This window comes from Jeotgalibacillus haloalkalitolerans, from assembly GCF_034427455.1.
In the GTDB taxonomy this organism is placed as follows: Bacteria; Bacillota; Bacilli; order Bacillales; family Jeotgalibacillaceae; genus Jeotgalibacillus; species Jeotgalibacillus haloalkalitolerans.
In genome coordinates this window covers 920,530-937,869 of record NZ_JAXQNN010000002.1, presented here as the reverse complement: position 1 = coordinate 937,869, position 17,340 = coordinate 920,530, and the positions used below count along the sequence as shown (strand labels likewise).

Sequence of the window (17,340 nt, the reverse complement as noted above, 5' to 3'; positions counted from 1 at the left end):
CATCATCCTTTCAAGACAATTACGTGTTTTCATTCTACCTTTTCAACGGTCAGGATTCAATTTAGACTGTCCAGACGGTTAAAAAACGATATAATGAAGCCAATACCAAATGATGGAGGCCTGTAATGGAAAACCACTATTTTATTGCATGCACATTATCAGATGAAGCAAAAAGTAAACTACATACCATTCGGGAGTCACTTTTAACAGCGGACAAATTTAAAAAAGAGACGGATCAGGCTGATCTGCACGTGACGCTGTCATTTCTTGGTGCAGTATCTGAAGATCAGCTTAACATTGTCTGCAATGCACTCGATAAAAAGATAAAAGAGCACCGGGCATTTAAATTAACCTTTAATTACATTCATACATTCGGACCTGAGGATTCACCGAGAGTCTGGTGGGCAGGGCCTGAAGAATCAGAAGCATTATCTTTTTTATATCAAACCGTGCAGGAAGCGGTCAGTAAGATCCATAAAGGTGAAAGCAGGCCGTTCCGTCCGCATGTGACCCTTGCGAAGAAATGGAAGGGTGAACCGGCTTCAGTGTATAGAGGCCCCATTAAAGCGGTAACAGACCTGATCAAACAGGTGACTGTGTATGAAATTCATCCAGGGGAAACCCCGATGTATAAAACCTATTATTCAATGAAGTTAATAGAAAGCGGTGAAAATAATGGCACAGCTGATTAAGCTGCAGGACTATGTGTCACGTTATGAAAAAGATATGATCCGCTACCCATCTCAATATGTCAGACTGAAAAAGCAGCAGTGGACAAAGATCAGACAGCAATGGGAAGATGGCGGCGTTTATCTAAATGAAGATGAAATTCAGCGCTTTAAAGAAGAAGTGGAAGGAAAGGAAGGCCTTTTGAAGCGCTTTAAAAAAATACTTGTGAAGCAGGATGAAGAGGCTCAGGAACAGGAACAAATAGAAGAAAACGATGAGTTGTCGTTTGAGCCCTCAGTATATTACAAACCTGAAACGCTGGATGATTTAAAGCATTTATACCTAGACCAGCTGCTGCAATTTCAGCTTAAATGGGCCAGCTCAACGCTCACTGAAAAATCCTATGTTGATCCGAAATATCACCGGGATGATCATTTGAAATTTTTTCTTCAGCGCTTTCCGGATACATTTCTGTTAATGTATGAACCGATTCTTTTGCTGAAAAAAGCACCGGTTGAACTGGAAATCCTTTTATTCACGCCAACAGGGCTGTGGTGTATTTCATTGCTGGAAGAAGGAGAAGGCACGGTCTTTGTCGGTTCAACTGAACGCTTCTGGAAAATAAAAAAAGGTGAAAGTGAACACACCCTTTTAAATCCATTGATTTCACTGGATCGGACAGCATCAATTATTCAGCAGATTTTTGATAAAAATGAAGTCGATTTTACAATTCATAAAGCAGTTTTATCACAAAGAGGCTATGTCGATTTCCCTGATATTCCATATGGCTACAAAGTCATTGATAAAAGGAGTATTGAAAAGTGGCATGACCATCAGCGGAATATGTCATCGCCTTTTAAACATATGCAGATGAAAGCAGCGAGGGCTGTCATTGAATATACCCAGACCACTTCAGTCAAGCGGATGCAGTGGAATGAAGCGTCTGAAGAACTGCTGTCGGACGCGGAAGAATGAAGAAGATCGCGGTTTTTAACCCGAATGCAGGTAAAGGTATTAACCGGCATCAGTTATCAGCCTTGCTTCCCGCTTTACAGATCGCAGGGATCGAAGTCTGGATGACGAGATCGAAGCATGATGCGGAACAGAGAATAAGAGAATGGTGCGTTGCTCATCCTTGTGAGGAAGTGTGTTTTATCATTTCAGGTGGGGACGGGACCATGCATGAAGCGGTGAACGGAGCAGCCGGACACAAACATGCTGTGTTTGCTTCTATCCCTGCAGGCTCAGGGAATGATTTTGCAAGATACTTCGGAGGTTTTGACCTGAATGCATCGCTCCCTGAATCTCTGGAGCAGGTTCAATATGAATGGCATGATGTCATCAGATATGAAATGAATGAAACCAGGACCGCTGTCAGTAATATGGGTGCCGGGTTTGATGCGGAAGTAGCATATGCAGCCAATCACTCTCGAATTAAAAAATTTTTAAATAAACTATCGATTGGTAAGGCAGTTTATGTCGTTTTTTTAGTGCGGCTGTTGATCAGCTTCAGGCCCTATACATTGGAACTGAAGGTAAACGGTGAAAAGCAGATATATAGCCGGGTCTGGTTCATGACGATCTCCAATCAGCCTTACTTCGGAGGCGGAATGAAAATTGCGCCATCAGCAGATACAAAGGACGGAGAGCTTGATATTACAGTCGTTCACGGCTTATCCCGGCTGAAGTTTTTACTCGTTTTTGGCAGTGTCTTCAGAGGGACGCACACGAAATTTAAAGAAGTAAGCGTGATCCGTTCGGGCGCAGTGATCTGTCATTCTGATCAGGACGTCAGGGTGCATGCTGACGGGGAAGACAACGGTCTGCTGAAAGCGGGTCAAAGTTTAAAAGCGGCCGCTGCACCATTTGAAATCCGGACGGTGAATAAGTTGACTCTTGACGAATCATAGGGATAAACGATAATATTTTAAAAGGATAGCGCTTTGTCTAGTTGCTATCTTTTTCTATTCTATGAAAGTAGATCTTAAACCACTCCGCTATAGAAGGTGAATGAATTGGAACATTTATTTGATGATCAGGATTGGGAGATCATATCTGCAGGAGGCGCTTCAGGTGAAGCCTTTTTTGCAAGATATCATGAACAGAAGCTTTTTCTTAAGCGCAACTCATCACCTTTTTTAGCTGTACTGTCAGCGGAAGGAATTGTGCCAAGATTAAAGTGGACAAAACGGCTTGAAAACGGTGATGTGATTACAGCACAGCACTGGCTGAATGGTCGTGAGCTTCATGCGGATGAAATGAACGGTCCCCGAATCGCGAAACTGTTGAAAAAAATTCATAGCTCCAGGCCATTAACTTCTATGCTGCAAAGATTGGGAAAAGAACCATATGACCCTTCTCTTATGTATGAAGAAGTAGCTGATACACTGGATACTGATCTGAAGTATCTGCCGCCTGTAAGAGAAGCACTGTCTTTTTTACGCCATCATCTTGATGACATTTCGGCGGAAAGCTATGTCGTGTGCCATGGAGATGTGAATCATAATAACTGGCTTTTATCAGATGTGAATGAATTATTTTTAATAGATTGGGATGGCGCAATGCTCGCAGACCCTGCAGTGGATGTAGGTATGCTTTTGTACTGGTACGTCCCCGAGCAGGAATGGAGCAGCTGGATGTCTCATTACGGTGAAGAGCTGACGGATGATTTCAGGCTCCGGATGAAATGGTATGTCGTATGCCAGGCGCTTGTTATGCTGCAGTGGCAAAAAGACAAAGGCCGTCTTCACGATGTGACAAAATGGATGAACTTTCTCCAGCGTACCCAGAAGAAAGAAAACCCGAAGTAGCCTGATTCTTTTCTGGCAACAACAGAAGAGTACAGGCTATTTTTGATTTGAAAAAATGATTTGCAAGAATGGTTTTGACAGAAGCTTTGTCAGTTGACAACTGTTTTGATGAAATGATACTGAGTTTTTTATTGGAGTGGAGTATGGAGACTCCCGCCCCGGGAAAGGACAGGGGAGATCCCGGAAATAAAAAACGGTTAAAGAAGACTAAAACAGAATAAAGGAGTTAACCGAAATGAGAGCAAGAAATAAACCGTGGGCAGAGGATCATTTAAAGGCGCACCCGCAATATGTACCGGCTGAACCCGAGTCACATAAAGGCAAGTGGAAGGCTGATGTGTTCGGCAATCATAACGAGCTGCATATTGAAGTCGGTTCAGGGAAAGGCAGATTTATTACTGAAATGGCGAAAATGCACCCTGACGTGAATTATATCGCCATTGAGCTGTCTGAAAGTATCGCCATCAGTGCACTCGATAGAATGATTGAAGCAGATATCCCGAATGTGAAGCTGCTGACAATCAATGCAGAGATTCTTGGAGATGTTTTTGAAAGAGGCGAGGTTGACCGCGTCTACCTTAACTTCTCTGATCCATGGCCAAAAACAAGACATGAAAAGCGCCGTTTAACATTTAAAAAGTTTCTGGATCTCTATAAAACGGTTCTCCCTGAAAATGGTGAGATCCATTTCAAAACAGATAACAGAGGACTGTTTGAATATTCACTGCAGAGCTTTTCTGCTTATGGACTGCTGTTAACGTACGTGAGTCTGGACCTTCATAACAGTGATTTTGAGGGCAATGTCATGACTGAGTATGAAGAAAAATTTTCTTCAATGGGTCAGTCGATTTACCGCTGTGAAGTGCGTTATCAATAATAAAAAATCCGTTTTTCCTGGCTTATAGGGAGGGCGGATTTTTTTGACTTCAGGGCGTGAGGGGGGATGGATTGGTACAAGTTGAGCGTGAATTGAGACAAGCTCGCGGGGGAAAGCGACAAGCTCCCAGGTGTATCGGTGCAACTTCAGAGGAAACACATATAACTTCTGCAAAAACACCGGCAACTCCATTCCTTCTTTCGCAAAGACCCTCTTTCTGTGATAATATGTAAGCGTATACATAAGGAGGCGATTGGATTGGATTCTTTTAAATTTGGAGGTTGGGAGCTTTACTGGCTTGATGGCGGGATTACGAATATGGACGGCGGGGCAATGTTTGGTGTAGTGCCGAAGCCGCTCTGGTCAAAGAAATATCCTGTAAATGAAAAAAATCAGATTGAACTCGTAACAGAGCCGCTGCTTATCCGTACCGGAGAAAGAAATATTCTGATTGATGCCGGTGTAGGCTTTGGTAAATATGACGAGAAGAAGAAGCGTAATTACGGTATTACACGGGAAGCATCGATTGAACGCTCGCTCGGAGAATTAAACATGACAGTTGAAGACATCGATACAGTTGTCATGACCCATATGCATTTTGATCATATAGGGGGTTTGACGACCCCGGCTGGAGAGGAAATGAAATCCGTATTTCCAAATGCAACAGTCTATGCGAGTGAAACAGAATGGAATGAAATCAGGAATCCAAATATCAGATCAAGAAATACATACTGGAAAGAAAACTGGGAAGCGATACAGGATCAGGTGACGACATTTACTGAGGAACTGGAGGTTGTGCCCGGATTAACCATGATTCATACTGGTGGCCACAGCGACGGTCACTGTATCGTGAAAATGGAGCAGGATGGAGAAGTGATTCTGCATATGGCTGACCTTATGCCAACCCATGCCCATCAGAATCCGCTCTGGGTTCTTGCGTATGATGACTACCCGATGACGTCAGTCTTTGCAAAAGAAAAATGGGTAAAAGAAGGATTGCATAACGGCTGGTGGTTCAGCTTTTACCACGACGCACAAGTCCGCATGATCAAGTGGAATGAAACAGGAAAAGAAGTAATAGGAGAACTGAAGAGAACGCCGTTTACAGATTAATATTGATATTTGAAGATTGATAAATTCAATTGAAATATATTTATTACCATCAAAGTGTAGTGGAGTGGAAGGCGGCGACTCCGGGACGATTAGTGGGAAGCTGAGACCCCGGAAGCCGCAGGCTGAGGAGGCTCAGCAAGCACCGTCCGGAAAGCGTCCGCCTGAAGCGCAACGGAACGTTTAAGAGGCTGGATTCAATTTAACAATTGATCCAGCCTCTCTTGTCATTATATCTTATACACATCCATCACTGTGCCTGTCTTCGCATCAGCAATAAATTCAAATTGTTCAAGTTCACTTCCGTGGTGACGGGAAATGCCTCCACGATACACTTTGTTCTTCACTGCAAGTACCTGATGATCTTCTGGGTTCATCTGAATCCAGGAGCCATCAATCGGTCCATCCTGCTTGAATTGATCTTTGATATTCTGTAGCACCTTTTCAGCAGAAACCTGATTTGATTGTACTGCACTTGCACTTTGACTAATGGCAACACCGGCTGCTAAGCCTACTGCTGCACCAAGCGCTGCGTCTTTCCAGTTCATATGATTCACCTCCGGATATTCAACTACATTTTAGTATAGCGGATTCACAGCGTCTATGCACATAAAAAAAGAAGCTTCTTCCAATTTTATTGCTTCAAGTGGAAAGCTGAATGAAAGTTCTGTAAAATAAAATAGAATGCATTTATGAAAGGAAGTATACATAATGAATCAAGATACGCTTGCGTTATTTAAGCAATTAACAGAATTGCCTGGTGCGCCGGGAAATGAACATGCGATCAGAAAACTGATGAGAGAGGAACTGTCCAAATACTCGGATGAAATTGTCCAGGATGGTCTGGGCAGTATTTTCGGTTTGAAAAAAGGTCCGGACGACGGTCCCGTTGTCATGGCAGCCGGTCATATGGATGAGGTCGGATTTATGGTGACAGGCATCACTGATAACGGCATGATCCGTTTTCAGACACTCGGTGGCTGGTGGAGTCAGGTCCTGCTTGCACAACGCGTTGACATCGTGACAAACGATAAAAAAATCACAGGGGTGATCGGGTCAATTCCTCCACACCTGTTGAGTGAAGATAAGCGCGCAAAGCCGATGGATATTAAAAATATGCTGATTGATGTTGGTGCGGATGATAAAGCGGATGCTGAATCAATGGGGATCCTTCCCGGTCAGCAGATTGTGCCGGTATGTCCATTTACCCCAATGGAGAATAAGAAAAAGATTCTCGCGAAAGCATGGGATAACCGCTATGGCTGTGGCATTTCAATTGAGCTGTTAAAAGAGCTTCAACATGAATCTCTTCCAAATACTTTATACAGTGGTGCAACGGTACAGGAGGAAGTCGGGCTCAGAGGTGCACAGACTGCCGCTAACCTGATCAAGCCGGATATCTTCTTTGCAATGGATGCAAGTCCGGCTAATGATATGACAGGTGATAAAAATGAATTTGGCCAACTTGGAAAAGGGACACTTTTACGTATCCTTGACCGCAGCATGGTCACACACCGCGGTATGAGAGAATTCGTTCTTGATACAGCTGAATCAAATCAGATTCCTTATCAGTATTTTGTCTCAGCAGGTGGTACGGATGCAGGACGCGTGCACATTTCAAATGAAGGTGTACCGAGTGCAGTTGTCGGGATCTGTTCAAGATACATTCACACATCTGCTTCAATGATTCATATTGATGATTACGCAGCAGCAAAAGAACTGCTTGTAAAGCTGGTAAAATCTTGTGACAAGTCTACTGTTGAGACAATTAGACAGGGGTCATAATTGTGAATCTGGCAGTTGGTACAAAGAATAAAGCGAAGGTCTCAGCGGCTGAAAACTGCTGGACCTTTGGGGATGTATTAGGGTTTAAAACTGAATCAGGTGTAAAGGATCAGCCTTTTGGTCACGAAGAAACCAGACAGGGAGCCATTAATCGGGCAATCAATGCAGCTGCTCTCATGCCGGGGGCTGCAGGGATAGGTCTGGAGGGCGGAGTAGCTGAGACAGCAGATGGTTTATTTATATGCAACTGGGGTGCTTTAGTGGTGCCTGGCTTTAAAGAACCATTTACAGCATCAGGTGCAAGTATCAGGCTTCCTGAAGAACTTGCAGGTCCGCTTCGTGAAGGACAGGAGCTGGGTCCGCTCATGGAGCAGTTCAGCAGACAGCTTAACATCAGACAGAATGAAGGTGCAGTAGGATTTTTTACCAATGGAAGAATCACAAGAGCTCAGATGTTTGAGCATATTGTAGAACTCCTGATTGGCCAGTGGGAATATGAAAAAAGCAGATAACAAAGGGATCGCCCAGGCGATCCCTTTTTGTTATTCTGTCTCAAAAATATAAGATACAGCTTTTAATGCCTGTTCAGGTGTTTCAACTGTAACGGTGGCTTTGCGCGACAGCTCTTTTAGTGCATGGTGCAGTTTTTCAGGTCTGATCAGAATCAGCGGTTTATTCATCGTCAACGCGGCAGAAGCGTCCATCGCCGTATTCCATTGCTTATACTGCTCACCGAATAAAGCAATAACTAAGTCTGATTTTTGCAGCAGGACCTGCGTGCGGAGATTATTAAATGCAGAAGCAGCATCATCTTTAAAGATTGAATTTGGCTGCTCGCCGAGAATTTCTTCTCCGATATCATCAGAGCGGCTGTGATTTTCCATCGGACCGGTAAAATGCAGCTTGTAAGGAAGTGATTCAGCCTGTTCCTTCAGCTTTGCACGCCAGTCACTGTGGATCTCTCCTGCCAGGTAAATTGTCAGTTCCATCAAATCGCCCCTTTTTAGTATGTAATAGATAAAGTATAACATGACAAAAATCGCGCTGGAAATTATTTGCCGTCTCAAAGGGTTGTCAAAAGTTTGGCAGATTAGTATGATGGTTAGCGAACGTGTTCAAAAGGAGGAAAACCATTGAAGAAACATCTGTTTATCTTATTTATTATTTTCACGTCCGCTATTCTTGCGGCTTGTAATACAACCATAGAGCAGGAAAGAGAAAAATCGCTGGAAGAAGTAGAAGAGATTTTTGTTGAAGAAGCTGAAAGACCAAATACAGAATTAGACGATCTGGAAGTTCACCTTCCATACACTGCTGAAGTAGCTGAAACATCTGATCACAATGCTGTGATTGAAAAAAGTAACGAGACATTTGTTCTGTTTCATCATTTAAATGAAGAAGCTGGAAATGATGTCATCTATACAATGACAGAAGCAGCTGAAGAAGAATGGCTTGTGAACGAGACTTTTGAAGAAAAAGACCGATTCGGCTATGTGCTGCTCAGACAGATTGATGAAGAGAATTATGAATTGACAACAGGCATGGATTATACAAAAATGACAACCATCACTAAGCTTGAAGACATTAGCAGTAATGCAAAATGGATGATGGAAACGGTCAGATCCACTGAATGGACGCAGGAAAACCCGGAAGAGTAATCTTCCGGTTTTTTTATACAATACTTTATACTGGAGGTAAGGTGGGCTGCAGAGGTCTATAACGGCTGTATAGTTTTCAAAATTTCGTAGCAGAGTTGCTTTTGCAAATTCTCTATTAGATAAAAGCTACCATAAAGATCATTGTTGTTTCTGCACAGCTGTTGATTGGAGCGTAAGGGGGGCGACTCCTGTGGCAGGAAGGGACGTGTGAGACCTGGCATGGCGAAGCCTGCGGGCTCACCGCCCGGCCGCGAAGTCCCCCTGAAGCGGAAATCAACAGCCAGCTTTTTAAAAAACCTATAAACTAAACTTTACAACCTTTACACTTGTCACTACACTATTAAAGGGAGGCGAGAATCACATGGGATTGTTAAAGAAAAAAGGCATACATATATCTTTTAAAACATACTTAATTGACGGCTTAAGCTTTATGGCACTGGGACTTTTCAGTTCATTAATCATCGGACTGATTATGCAGACTGCCGGTAATCAGCTTGAAATACCTTTTCTGACTGATATGGGGGTACTTGCAATGGGGCTTGCAGGACCGGCCATTGGAGCAGCAGTGGCATATGGTCTGAAAGCGCCTCCGCTTGTATTATTTGCAGGTGTGATTACAGGATCAGCAGGTTATGCCCTTGGAGGTCCTGCAGGCGCATATGTTGCAGCAGTTGTCTCAACTGAAATTGGGAAACTGGTCAGTCAATCCACTAAAATTGATATTATTGTTACACCCTTTGTCACGATTGCGGCAGGCTATGGAATTTCCGCATTAGTTGGTCCAGAAATTCAATCTTTTATGCAGGCAACAGGTGAAACCATTGGATGGGCAACAGAGCAACGTCCGTTTGTAATGGGGATGCTTGTAGCCGGACTGATGGGACTCGCTTTGACTGCACCGATTTCAAGTGCAGCGATCGCATTGATGCTCGAGCTCGACGGTCTTGCAGCCGGTGCAGCTGCAATCGGCTGCAGTGCGCAGATGATTGGTTTTGCAGCTGCAAGTTACAGGGATAATAAATGGGGCGGTTCGATTGCTCAGGCGATTGGCACCTCTATGCTGCAGGTACCGAATATTGTGAGAAACCCGCTGATCCTGATTCCGCCAACTGTTGCTGGGGTCCTGCTCGCCCCAATAGGCACCATCTGGTTGCAAATGGAGAACAATGCATCAGGAGCAGGCATGGGGACAAGTGGTTTCGTCGGACAGATCATGACCTTTGAAACGATGGGCTTTACAATGGATGTTCTAATTAAAGTGGGATTGTTGCATTTTATTGGACCGGCAGTGATTAGCCTGTTACTATCTCATTACATGATCAGGGCGGGAATGATTAAACCCGGCCAGATGAGAATTGCTACAGGAGGAATGAAACATGAAAAAACTTGAGTCGATTGAACAGTTTAATGAGATGAAAGACAACGGTAAGCATATCTTTATGTTTTCAGCAGACTGGTGCCCGGACTGCCGTGTAATTGAACCGATACTACCTGATGTTGAGAGTAAGTATCCGGATTATCAGTTCATTTATATAGACCGCGATGAGTTTATTGATATCTGTGCAGATCTGAGCGTATTTGGCATTCCAAGCTTTGTGGCATTTGAGGATGGCACAGAGACAGGAAGATTTGTCAGCAAAGACCGCAAGACGCAGGAAGAAATCGAACAGTTCATCGATGGACTGAAAGCTTCATAACTGATTAATACAACCGTCAGTCCTTTCCGCAGAGGACTACGCTTTCCTGCCCCCGGACGGTGAGCTTCCTCAGGCTTCGCCTTGCGGACCCGTCCTTTCCTAGGGCAGTAGTCTCCGTCCTCTGCTATAGGAACTGGCTTTATATGGTTTACGAACTTTTTATCAGTTTAATCTATAAACACCCCCGCTCCTAATATGAATTGCTTTAGGAGCGGGGTGTTTTCGTGTACAATGATATGCGGAGAAAAAATAGTGAACCGATTATCAATAGCATTATAAGGAGGGGTACCATGGCTGAGAAAATGGACTCAATTAAAATGAAAAAGATTTTGACAGAGAAACTCGAACAACCCGGTCGAAATATACGCTATAACCGTGAAAAGGATCAGCTTCGTGTTGAAAATGCTGATACAAAAAAAGGGATTGAAGTCTCTCTTCCAAGTGTTGTCGGAAAGTGGAATGAAAAGAAGGATGAAGCAATCGCAGAAACTGTGTATTATATAAACGAGGCTTTAGCTGTGATGGGGAAAGAAACCGTCGTTGAGGAAGCAGAAAAGCAGATCTTTCCTGTTATTCGTTCAACGTCATTTCCGGACGAATCTTCTGAGGGCGTTCCATTTGTTTTTGATGAGCATACTGCTGAAACGCGTATCTATTATGCAGTGGATCTTGGTAAAACGTACCGCATGATTGATGAGCAGTTTCTTGAAAAGCAGTCATGGACTAAAGAACAGGTCAGAGAAATTGCCATGTTTAATGTCCGTTCACTGAAAACAGAAATGAAAAAAGATGAAGTAGCAGGTAATGTGTTTTACTTCCTGAACTCTAATGATGGATATGATGCAAGCAGAATCCTGAATGAATCTTTCCTGAAAGAAATGTCTTCTAAAATGGAAGGTGAAATGACGATCGCTGTTCCTCACCAGGATGTCCTGATTATAGGTGATATGAGAAATGAAACAGGATATGATGTACTTGCCCAAATGGCTATGTCATTTTTTGCAGCAGGCCACGTGCCGATCACAGCCCTGTCCTTCCTATATGAAGAAGGAGAGCTTGAGCCGGTCTTTATTCTCGGCAAAAACAAACGTAAAGATGAAGGAGATTCAAAAAAATGAACGTATTTTATAATGAAACCGGTGTTGGAGAAGTTCTGATCATTAAGTTAAAGGATACTCCGCGCCATGTGAAAACATTTGAGCAAAAAGGAAATGTTGTACAAATTAAAAACAGTGAAAATAGTGAAGTGACCGGCTACAATATTTTTGGTCAGCCTGAACAGGAATTTCGTTCGGAAGGACCGGTAGAAATGGATGAAACCAAGCTTCAGAAAGTGAATCAAATGATTCAGGAAAGCGGATTTGATCATCAGATTGAAGCAGATTTTTCGCCGAAATTTGTGATTGGATTTGTTGAAGAAATGGAAAAACATCCGAACGCTGACAAGCTGAATATCTGTCAGGTAAATGTAGGGGAAGAACGTCTGCAGATCGTATGCGGTGCCCCAAATGTTGATGCCGGCCAGAAGGTTGTTGTCGCGAAGGTTGGCGCAGTGATGCCAAGCGGAATGGTCATTAAAGATGCTGAACTTAGAGGTGTTCCTTCAAGCGGGATGATCTGTTCAGCGAAAGAACTCGGGCTGCCAAACGCACCTGAGAAAAAAGGAATTCTGGTATTAGAAGATGGACATGCAGGTGAAGCATTCAGTCTGTAATCGAAATCCGCTCTGTTTTTATGACAGGGCGGATTTTTTCCACATCGTATACCAAAATGACCAATTTTGTTTAATCCGAGCGAAAATAGGATAAAACCTGCTAGAATGAATGAGAACACAATAGAAAGAGTGATGTAAATGAACTGGATTCAGAAACTCTTGTCCTTCGTTCAAAGGCAGGAGGAAGATGAGATAGAACGGGATACACCGATTAAAAAGGAAAACAGAAAAGATCTCCAGACAAGGGTTTCCTATCAGTATCCTAAAGGAGAATTCAGGTTTCCATTAATTCCGGATGAGTCATCCCAGAAAAAAGAACGTGAGCCCAAAAAAGAAGCAGTGCCGGAAAAATCCCGGATTATTGAAAAGAGTCCTAACGCAGGGCCATTTAAACCGACTGATGTGCCGTCCCCTATATATGGTTTCAGGGACAGGCCGAAAAAGATTCAGCCGTTACATAATACTGAAGAAGTTGAATACGAAATTTCATCCTTTCAGGAGCTGAAGAGGAAAATCGCTGCGGATAAGAAGCAGGATCAGGCTGGACAGGCTGCTGAAGTCCTATCTTTTGAAGAACTCAGACAGAAAAATGAACCTCCTGTTGTCACTCAAACTGATGAGCCGGAGTCCAATGAGACGGATTATGAACAGCCTGAGGAAAAGGCTGAAGTTCGTGAAGAGGAAAGTCCTGAAGCTGTCCCGGGGGAAAAGCAGGAAGAACCTGTTCTCGCCGTCGAAGAAACAGCACAGGCTCAGGAAGCTGAGGACCAGTTTGTAAGGGAAGAGGAAAACGTCAGCCTGCAGCATGCATCTGAAACGCAGGAAGTTGATCATAATGAGGAGCTTTCTCAATCAGAAGAACAAATTGAACCTCTCAAAGACAGACGTCCGGAAGAGCAGGCAGCTGAACCTGCTGCTGAAGAAAAGCCAAAAGCCGGAAGAGTACCTTTTAACGTCATGATGCTGAAGCAGGATAGACGCAAACGTGTGCGTGAGTCATATAATAATGATCATGATCATAAGGAAGAACCGCCGGCTGAACCCGAGCAGCCTGATAAAACACAGATTACCGCTGAGGAAGAACTGCCTCACTTCATGAAGCCGTCGTTAGATTTACTCTCACCACCGGTACATGCAGAACCGGATCAGGAATGGCTGGATTATCAGGCTGAGTTATTAAATGAGACATTGTTCCATTTTAATGTAAATGCAACAGTGAAAAATGTGACTCAGGGACCTTCAGTAACAAGATTTGAATTATTCCCTGAAAAAGGGGTAAAAGTCAGTAAAATCACAAGCTTGACTGATGACATTAAACTTGGACTTGCAGCAAGGGATATCAGAATGGAAGCACCAATACCAGGCAAGATGGCAGTAGGGATAGAAATCCCGAACCCTCACAGCAGACCCGTTGCGATAAAAGAGATTCTCGCAGATGAAGCTTTTCAAAACAGTGAAGCGACACTGCCTGTCGCACTTGGACTTGATATTGAAGGGAAACCGGTTGTCACGGATATCAGTAAAATGCCACACGGCCTGATTGCCGGTGCAACCGGATCAGGAAAAAGTGTCTGCATTAACTCAATTCTGATCAGCCTGATGTATCACGCTTCACCGGATGATGTGAAAATGCTGCTGATTGACCCTAAAGTGGTTGAGCTCGCGCCATATAACCATATTCCACACCTTGTGAGCCCGGTTATCACGGATGTAAAAGCAGCTACTGCAGCATTAAAGTGGGCTGTAGAAGAGATGGAAAGACGTTATCAGCTGTTTGCTCATGCGGGGGTAAGAGATATTAAACGTTACAATCACAAGGTGAAGAATGAAGGTAACTATTCTCAAAAACTGCCTTATCTTGTTGTTGTGATCGATGAGCTTGCTGATCTGATGATGATGTCTCCTGCTGATGTAGAGGAAGCCATTTGCCGTATTGCGCAAAAAGCAAGAGCCTGCGGAATTCATCTGCTGATCGCAACGCAGCGTCCATCTGTAGACGTCATTACAGGGTTGATTAAGGCAAACGTTCCAACAAGAATTGCGTTCTCAGTCAGTTCACAGGTGGACTCAAGGACGATTATCGACAGCTCAGGAGCAGAAAGGCTGCTGGGCCGCGGTGATATGCTGTTTCTTGAAAACGGAGCTTCAAAGCCTGTCAGACTTCAGGGAACATTTGTTTCTGATGATGAAATCGATGAAGTCGCAGCTCATGTCAGAAATGAGCGTAAGGCATCCTATTTATTTGAACAGGAAGAATTGCTGGCAAAAGTGGATTTTCAGGATGAAGAGGATGAACTGCTGACTGAAGCGTGTGAGTTTGTCATTGCCCAGGGAGGCGCTTCAACGTCTCTGCTTCAAAGACAGTTTAGAATTGGTTACAATCGTGCTGCAAGACTGATTGATATGATGGAGAAAAACGGATGGATTTCAGAGTCTAAAGGGAGTAAACCCCGTGACGTGCTGATGGCACATGAAGATCTCTCAGAGTTACAGGATGCTGCAAGATCAGTAAAATAAACTGTTTATTTGTGCGCATTTTAAAACATGTTATAATAACAAAATATGTGCCAGACTATAAGATAATTATATACCGTCAGACTGCTCAGGCATCTGACTGTTGGAGGTTCAACCATGACAAGTTTTCACTTTGTAGGAATTAAAGGATCGGGCATGAGTCCCCTTGCTCAAATTCTTCACGATATGAAGCATGAAGTACAGGGATCAGATATTGATAAGCGCTTTTTTACACAAAAGCCTCTTGAAGACAGAGGGATTGAAATATTGCCCTTTAATAAAGAAAATGTTAAACCGGGTATGACGGTTATCGCAGGAAATGCCTTTCCTGATGATCATGAAGAGATTCAGGCGGCAAAAGATCAGGGCATTGAACTGATCAGATATCACAAATTCCTCGGGGATTTCATGAATGAATATATTTCCGTAGGGGTTTCAGGTGCACACGGAAAAACGTCAACTACCGGTCTCTTAGCCCATGTGATGCAGGGTGCTGACCAGACTTCATATCTGATCGGAGACGGCTCCGGTAAAGGATATGAAAACAGTAAATACTTTGTATTTGAAGCCTGTGAATATCGCAGACACTTCCTGTCATATTCACCGGATTACATGATCATGACAAATATCGATTTTGATCACCCAGACTATTTTGCTGATATTGATGATGTGTTCTCAGCATTTCAGGATATGGCAAAACAGGTGAATAAAGGCATTATTGCCTGTGGAGATGATGAACATCTTCAAAGCCTTGTAGCAAACGTTCCTGTATTATTTTACGGATTTAATGAGGAAAATGACTTTCAGGCGCGCAATGTAGAAACGTCGCCGGCAGGTACTGCTTTTGATGTATTTGTCAGAAATGAATATTTTGCATCCTTTGAGATCCCGATGTATGGAGATCATACAATTTTAAATGCTCTTTCAGTTATTGCGATCTGCCACTACGAGGGGATTAATACTGAAGTGGTTCAGGCGCAGCTGAAAACCTTTGGCGGCGTAAAAAGACGCTTCACTGAAAAGCATATCGGTAACCGGACGCTGATCGATGATTATGCCCATCATCCGACTGAAATTAAGGCAACACTTGACTCAGCTTCAAAAAAATATCCTGACAGAGACATTATCGCAATCTTTCAGCCGCATACTTTCACAAGAACACAAACGTTCCTTGAGGAATTTGCAGACTGTCTGAGAGCTGCTGACCATGTTTATCTCTGTGAAATCTTTGGCTCAGCCCGTGAAAACCACGGCAAACTGTCCATTTCAGATCTCCAGAATAAAATTGACGGAGCTGAAATTCTGACAGTTGAGGACCCTTCTGTGCTAGGGAAGCATGAAGACGGTGTATTCCTCTTCATGGGTGCCGGAGACGTTCAGAAATTCCAGGAGTCTTTTGAAGACTGGATTAAAGAACAATCATGATTACTTTTCAGAGGCCTGGATCAATCAGGCCTCTTTTTTATGCCGAATTTAAATTTCTTGAAGGAAATCAGCAGTTCTTTAGAGAATAGGGACTGTGAGCGTTTAGGTATCAGGGGGCAAGGGTAATACCAAATTATAAATAGAAAGGAGCTGAAAGTGATTATGGAATTATTACTTTATATTAGTGCGCTGCTTGCAGCAGGAGGCTTTTTAATTTTATGTATCAGTCTGGCGGTTACACTTAATGCAGTAAAGAAAACACTGAACAGTCTGGCTGACACTGTCGCTGCACTTCAAAAGCAGCTTGACGGTATTACAACAGAAACGACTGAACTTTTACATAAGACAAATGGACTGGCTGAAGATATTCAGGGCAAGTCCGCAAAATTGAATTCAGTTGTCGATGCAGTAAAAGGTGTAGGCACAAACGTGCAGCAGCTGAATAACTCGATCGGGAAAATCACCCATTCAGTAACGCAGACTGCTGAACAAAACGAAGAAAAAATTGCTCAGGTAGTACAGTGGAGCAATGTGGCAATGGAAATCCGTAATAAATGGAAGACGCGTAAAAAAGAATATACGTCACGGGAAAAATATCCTGAACCTCAGCGCGCATTGCCCCCGGTTGATGAAAATCAAAAATAAAACAATGCAGGAGGATCAGTTATGGAGAAAAATACTAATTCAAGAGATTTTGTACTTGGCGCATTAATCGGAAGTATTGCAGGAGCAGTGACTGCGTTGATTCTGGCACCTAAATCCGGCGGGGAGTTCCGTCAGGACCTGAATACGCAGGCTGGTCGTCTGAAGGATCGTTCTTATGAATGGAAGGATCAGGCTGTTACCAAAAGTTCAGAAATGGCTGCACTGGCGAAAGAGAAGTCAGCAGTGATTTCCAAGAATGTTCAGGATCAGTCAAGTGGTGTAGTGGAGAAAGTAAAATCATTCCGCTCTAAAGGTAAGTCTGAAGAGCAGGCTCCAACGCTTGTCACTGCGAAGGATCCTTCACTGCCGACCGTTCATCCGGTAGATCCTTTAACACCGCCAACATCTAATGAGCCGCTCAGAACGGGCAGATAGT

General features: G+C 43.4%; 19 protein-coding genes. 17 read left to right on the top strand and 2 right to left on the bottom strand.

Features of this window, described 5'->3' with window-relative positions; genetic code table 11:
• The first annotated feature begins 125 nt into the window (after positions 1 to 125).
• The 6 genes from thpR (at position 126) to UFB30_RS09720 (ending at position 5,469) form a co-directional block, all read left to right on the top strand.
• Complete coding sequence (thpR, locus tag UFB30_RS09745; protein WP_322421476.1) at positions 126 to 692, top strand: RNA 2',3'-cyclic phosphodiesterase; 567 nt, start codon at positions 126 to 128, stop codon at positions 690 to 692.
• Entirely contained in the window at positions 676 to 1,644 is a 969-nt protein-coding gene (locus UFB30_RS09740) for an NERD domain-containing protein (protein ID WP_322421475.1), read from the top strand. Before thpR ends, UFB30_RS09740 begins: the two co-directional genes overlap by 17 nt.
• Positions 1,641 to 2,579, top strand: coding sequence for a diacylglycerol/lipid kinase family protein (locus UFB30_RS09735; RefSeq protein ID WP_322421474.1), 939 nt, complete (start codon positions 1,641 to 1,643; stop codon positions 2,577 to 2,579). The genes UFB30_RS09740 and UFB30_RS09735 overlap by 4 nt, the downstream gene beginning before the upstream one ends.
• A gap of 105 nt (positions 2,580 to 2,684) precedes the next feature.
• Positions 2,685 to 3,479 carry a phosphotransferase family protein gene (locus UFB30_RS09730; protein ID WP_322421473.1) on the top strand — a complete coding sequence of 265 codons (795 nt, stop codon included), beginning with the start codon at positions 2,685 to 2,687 and terminating at the stop codon, positions 3,477 to 3,479.
• A gap of 235 nt (positions 3,480 to 3,714) precedes the next feature.
• Complete coding sequence (gene trmB / locus UFB30_RS09725) at positions 3,715 to 4,356, top strand: tRNA (guanosine(46)-N7)-methyltransferase TrmB (protein WP_322421472.1); 642 nt, start codon at positions 3,715 to 3,717, stop codon at positions 4,354 to 4,356.
• Between the two features lie 258 nt (positions 4,357 to 4,614).
• Positions 4,615 to 5,469 (top strand): YtnP family quorum-quenching lactonase, encoded by an 855-nt coding sequence (locus UFB30_RS09720; RefSeq protein WP_322421471.1) that lies wholly within the window; start codon positions 4,615 to 4,617, stop codon positions 5,467 to 5,469.
• Between the two features lie 227 nt (positions 5,470 to 5,696).
• Here the strand turns inward: UFB30_RS09720 and UFB30_RS09715 are convergent, their stop codons facing one another.
• A complete protein-coding gene (locus UFB30_RS09715; RefSeq protein WP_322421470.1) occupies positions 5,697 to 6,014 on the bottom strand; it encodes a hypothetical protein in 318 nt (105 codons plus the stop codon).
• A gap of 163 nt (positions 6,015 to 6,177) precedes the next feature.
• Here UFB30_RS09715 and UFB30_RS09710 point away from each other — a divergent pair, with 163 nt between their 5' ends.
• Positions 6,178 to 7,251: a M42 family metallopeptidase gene (locus UFB30_RS09710; protein ID WP_322421469.1), complete on the top strand. Its 1,074-nt coding sequence runs from the start codon at positions 6,178 to 6,180 to the stop codon at positions 7,249 to 7,251.
• Positions 7,252 to 7,253: 2 nt separating this feature from the next.
• A complete protein-coding gene (locus UFB30_RS09705) occupies positions 7,254 to 7,763 on the top strand; it encodes a DUF84 family protein (protein WP_322421468.1) in 510 nt (169 codons plus the stop codon).
• Between the two features lie 30 nt (positions 7,764 to 7,793).
• On the opposite strand, the gene UFB30_RS09700 is transcribed toward UFB30_RS09705, so the two are convergent.
• A complete protein-coding gene (locus UFB30_RS09700; protein ID WP_322421467.1) occupies positions 7,794 to 8,240 on the bottom strand; it encodes a YtoQ family protein in 447 nt (148 codons plus the stop codon).
• Between the two features lie 144 nt (positions 8,241 to 8,384).
• Between UFB30_RS09700 and UFB30_RS09695 the strand changes: the two genes are divergently transcribed.
• The 9 genes from UFB30_RS09695 (at position 8,385) to UFB30_RS09655 (ending at position 17,339) form a co-directional block, all read left to right on the top strand.
• Positions 8,385 to 8,909 carry a hypothetical protein gene (locus tag UFB30_RS09695; RefSeq protein WP_322421466.1) on the top strand — a complete coding sequence of 175 codons (525 nt, stop codon included), beginning with the start codon at positions 8,385 to 8,387 and terminating at the stop codon, positions 8,907 to 8,909.
• Between the two features lie 361 nt (positions 8,910 to 9,270).
• Positions 9,271 to 10,299 (top strand): PTS sugar transporter subunit IIC, encoded by a 1,029-nt coding sequence (locus UFB30_RS09690; RefSeq protein ID WP_322421465.1) that lies wholly within the window; start codon positions 9,271 to 9,273, stop codon positions 10,297 to 10,299.
• A complete protein-coding gene (locus UFB30_RS09685; RefSeq protein ID WP_322421464.1) occupies positions 10,286 to 10,606 on the top strand; it encodes a thioredoxin family protein in 321 nt (106 codons plus the stop codon). Before UFB30_RS09690 ends, UFB30_RS09685 begins: the two co-directional genes overlap by 14 nt.
• A 302-nt stretch (positions 10,607 to 10,908) precedes the next feature.
• Positions 10,909 to 11,724: a DUF1444 domain-containing protein gene (locus UFB30_RS09680; RefSeq protein WP_322421550.1), complete on the top strand. Its 816-nt coding sequence runs from the start codon at positions 10,909 to 10,911 to the stop codon at positions 11,722 to 11,724.
• Positions 11,721 to 12,320, top strand: coding sequence for a YtpR family tRNA-binding protein (gene ytpR / locus UFB30_RS09675; RefSeq protein ID WP_322421463.1), 600 nt, complete (start codon positions 11,721 to 11,723; stop codon positions 12,318 to 12,320). Before UFB30_RS09680 ends, ytpR begins: the two co-directional genes overlap by 4 nt.
• Positions 12,321 to 12,458: 138 nt before the next feature.
• Positions 12,459 to 14,837, top strand: coding sequence for a DNA translocase FtsK (locus UFB30_RS09670; RefSeq protein WP_322421462.1), 2,379 nt, complete (start codon positions 12,459 to 12,461; stop codon positions 14,835 to 14,837).
• A gap of 114 nt (positions 14,838 to 14,951) precedes the next feature.
• Positions 14,952 to 16,259 carry a UDP-N-acetylmuramate--L-alanine ligase gene (gene murC, locus UFB30_RS09665; protein ID WP_322421461.1) on the top strand — a complete coding sequence of 436 codons (1,308 nt, stop codon included), beginning with the start codon at positions 14,952 to 14,954 and terminating at the stop codon, positions 16,257 to 16,259.
• 162 nt (positions 16,260 to 16,421) lie between these two features.
• Positions 16,422 to 16,904, top strand: a complete 483-nt coding sequence (locus UFB30_RS09660) for a DUF948 domain-containing protein (RefSeq protein WP_322421460.1) — start codon at positions 16,422 to 16,424, stop codon at positions 16,902 to 16,904.
• A 21-nt stretch (positions 16,905 to 16,925) separates the two neighbouring features.
• Positions 16,926 to 17,339, top strand: a complete 414-nt coding sequence (locus UFB30_RS09655; RefSeq protein WP_322421459.1) for a YtxH domain-containing protein — start codon at positions 16,926 to 16,928, stop codon at positions 17,337 to 17,339.
• The last annotated feature ends 1 nt before the right edge of the window (position 17,340 follow it).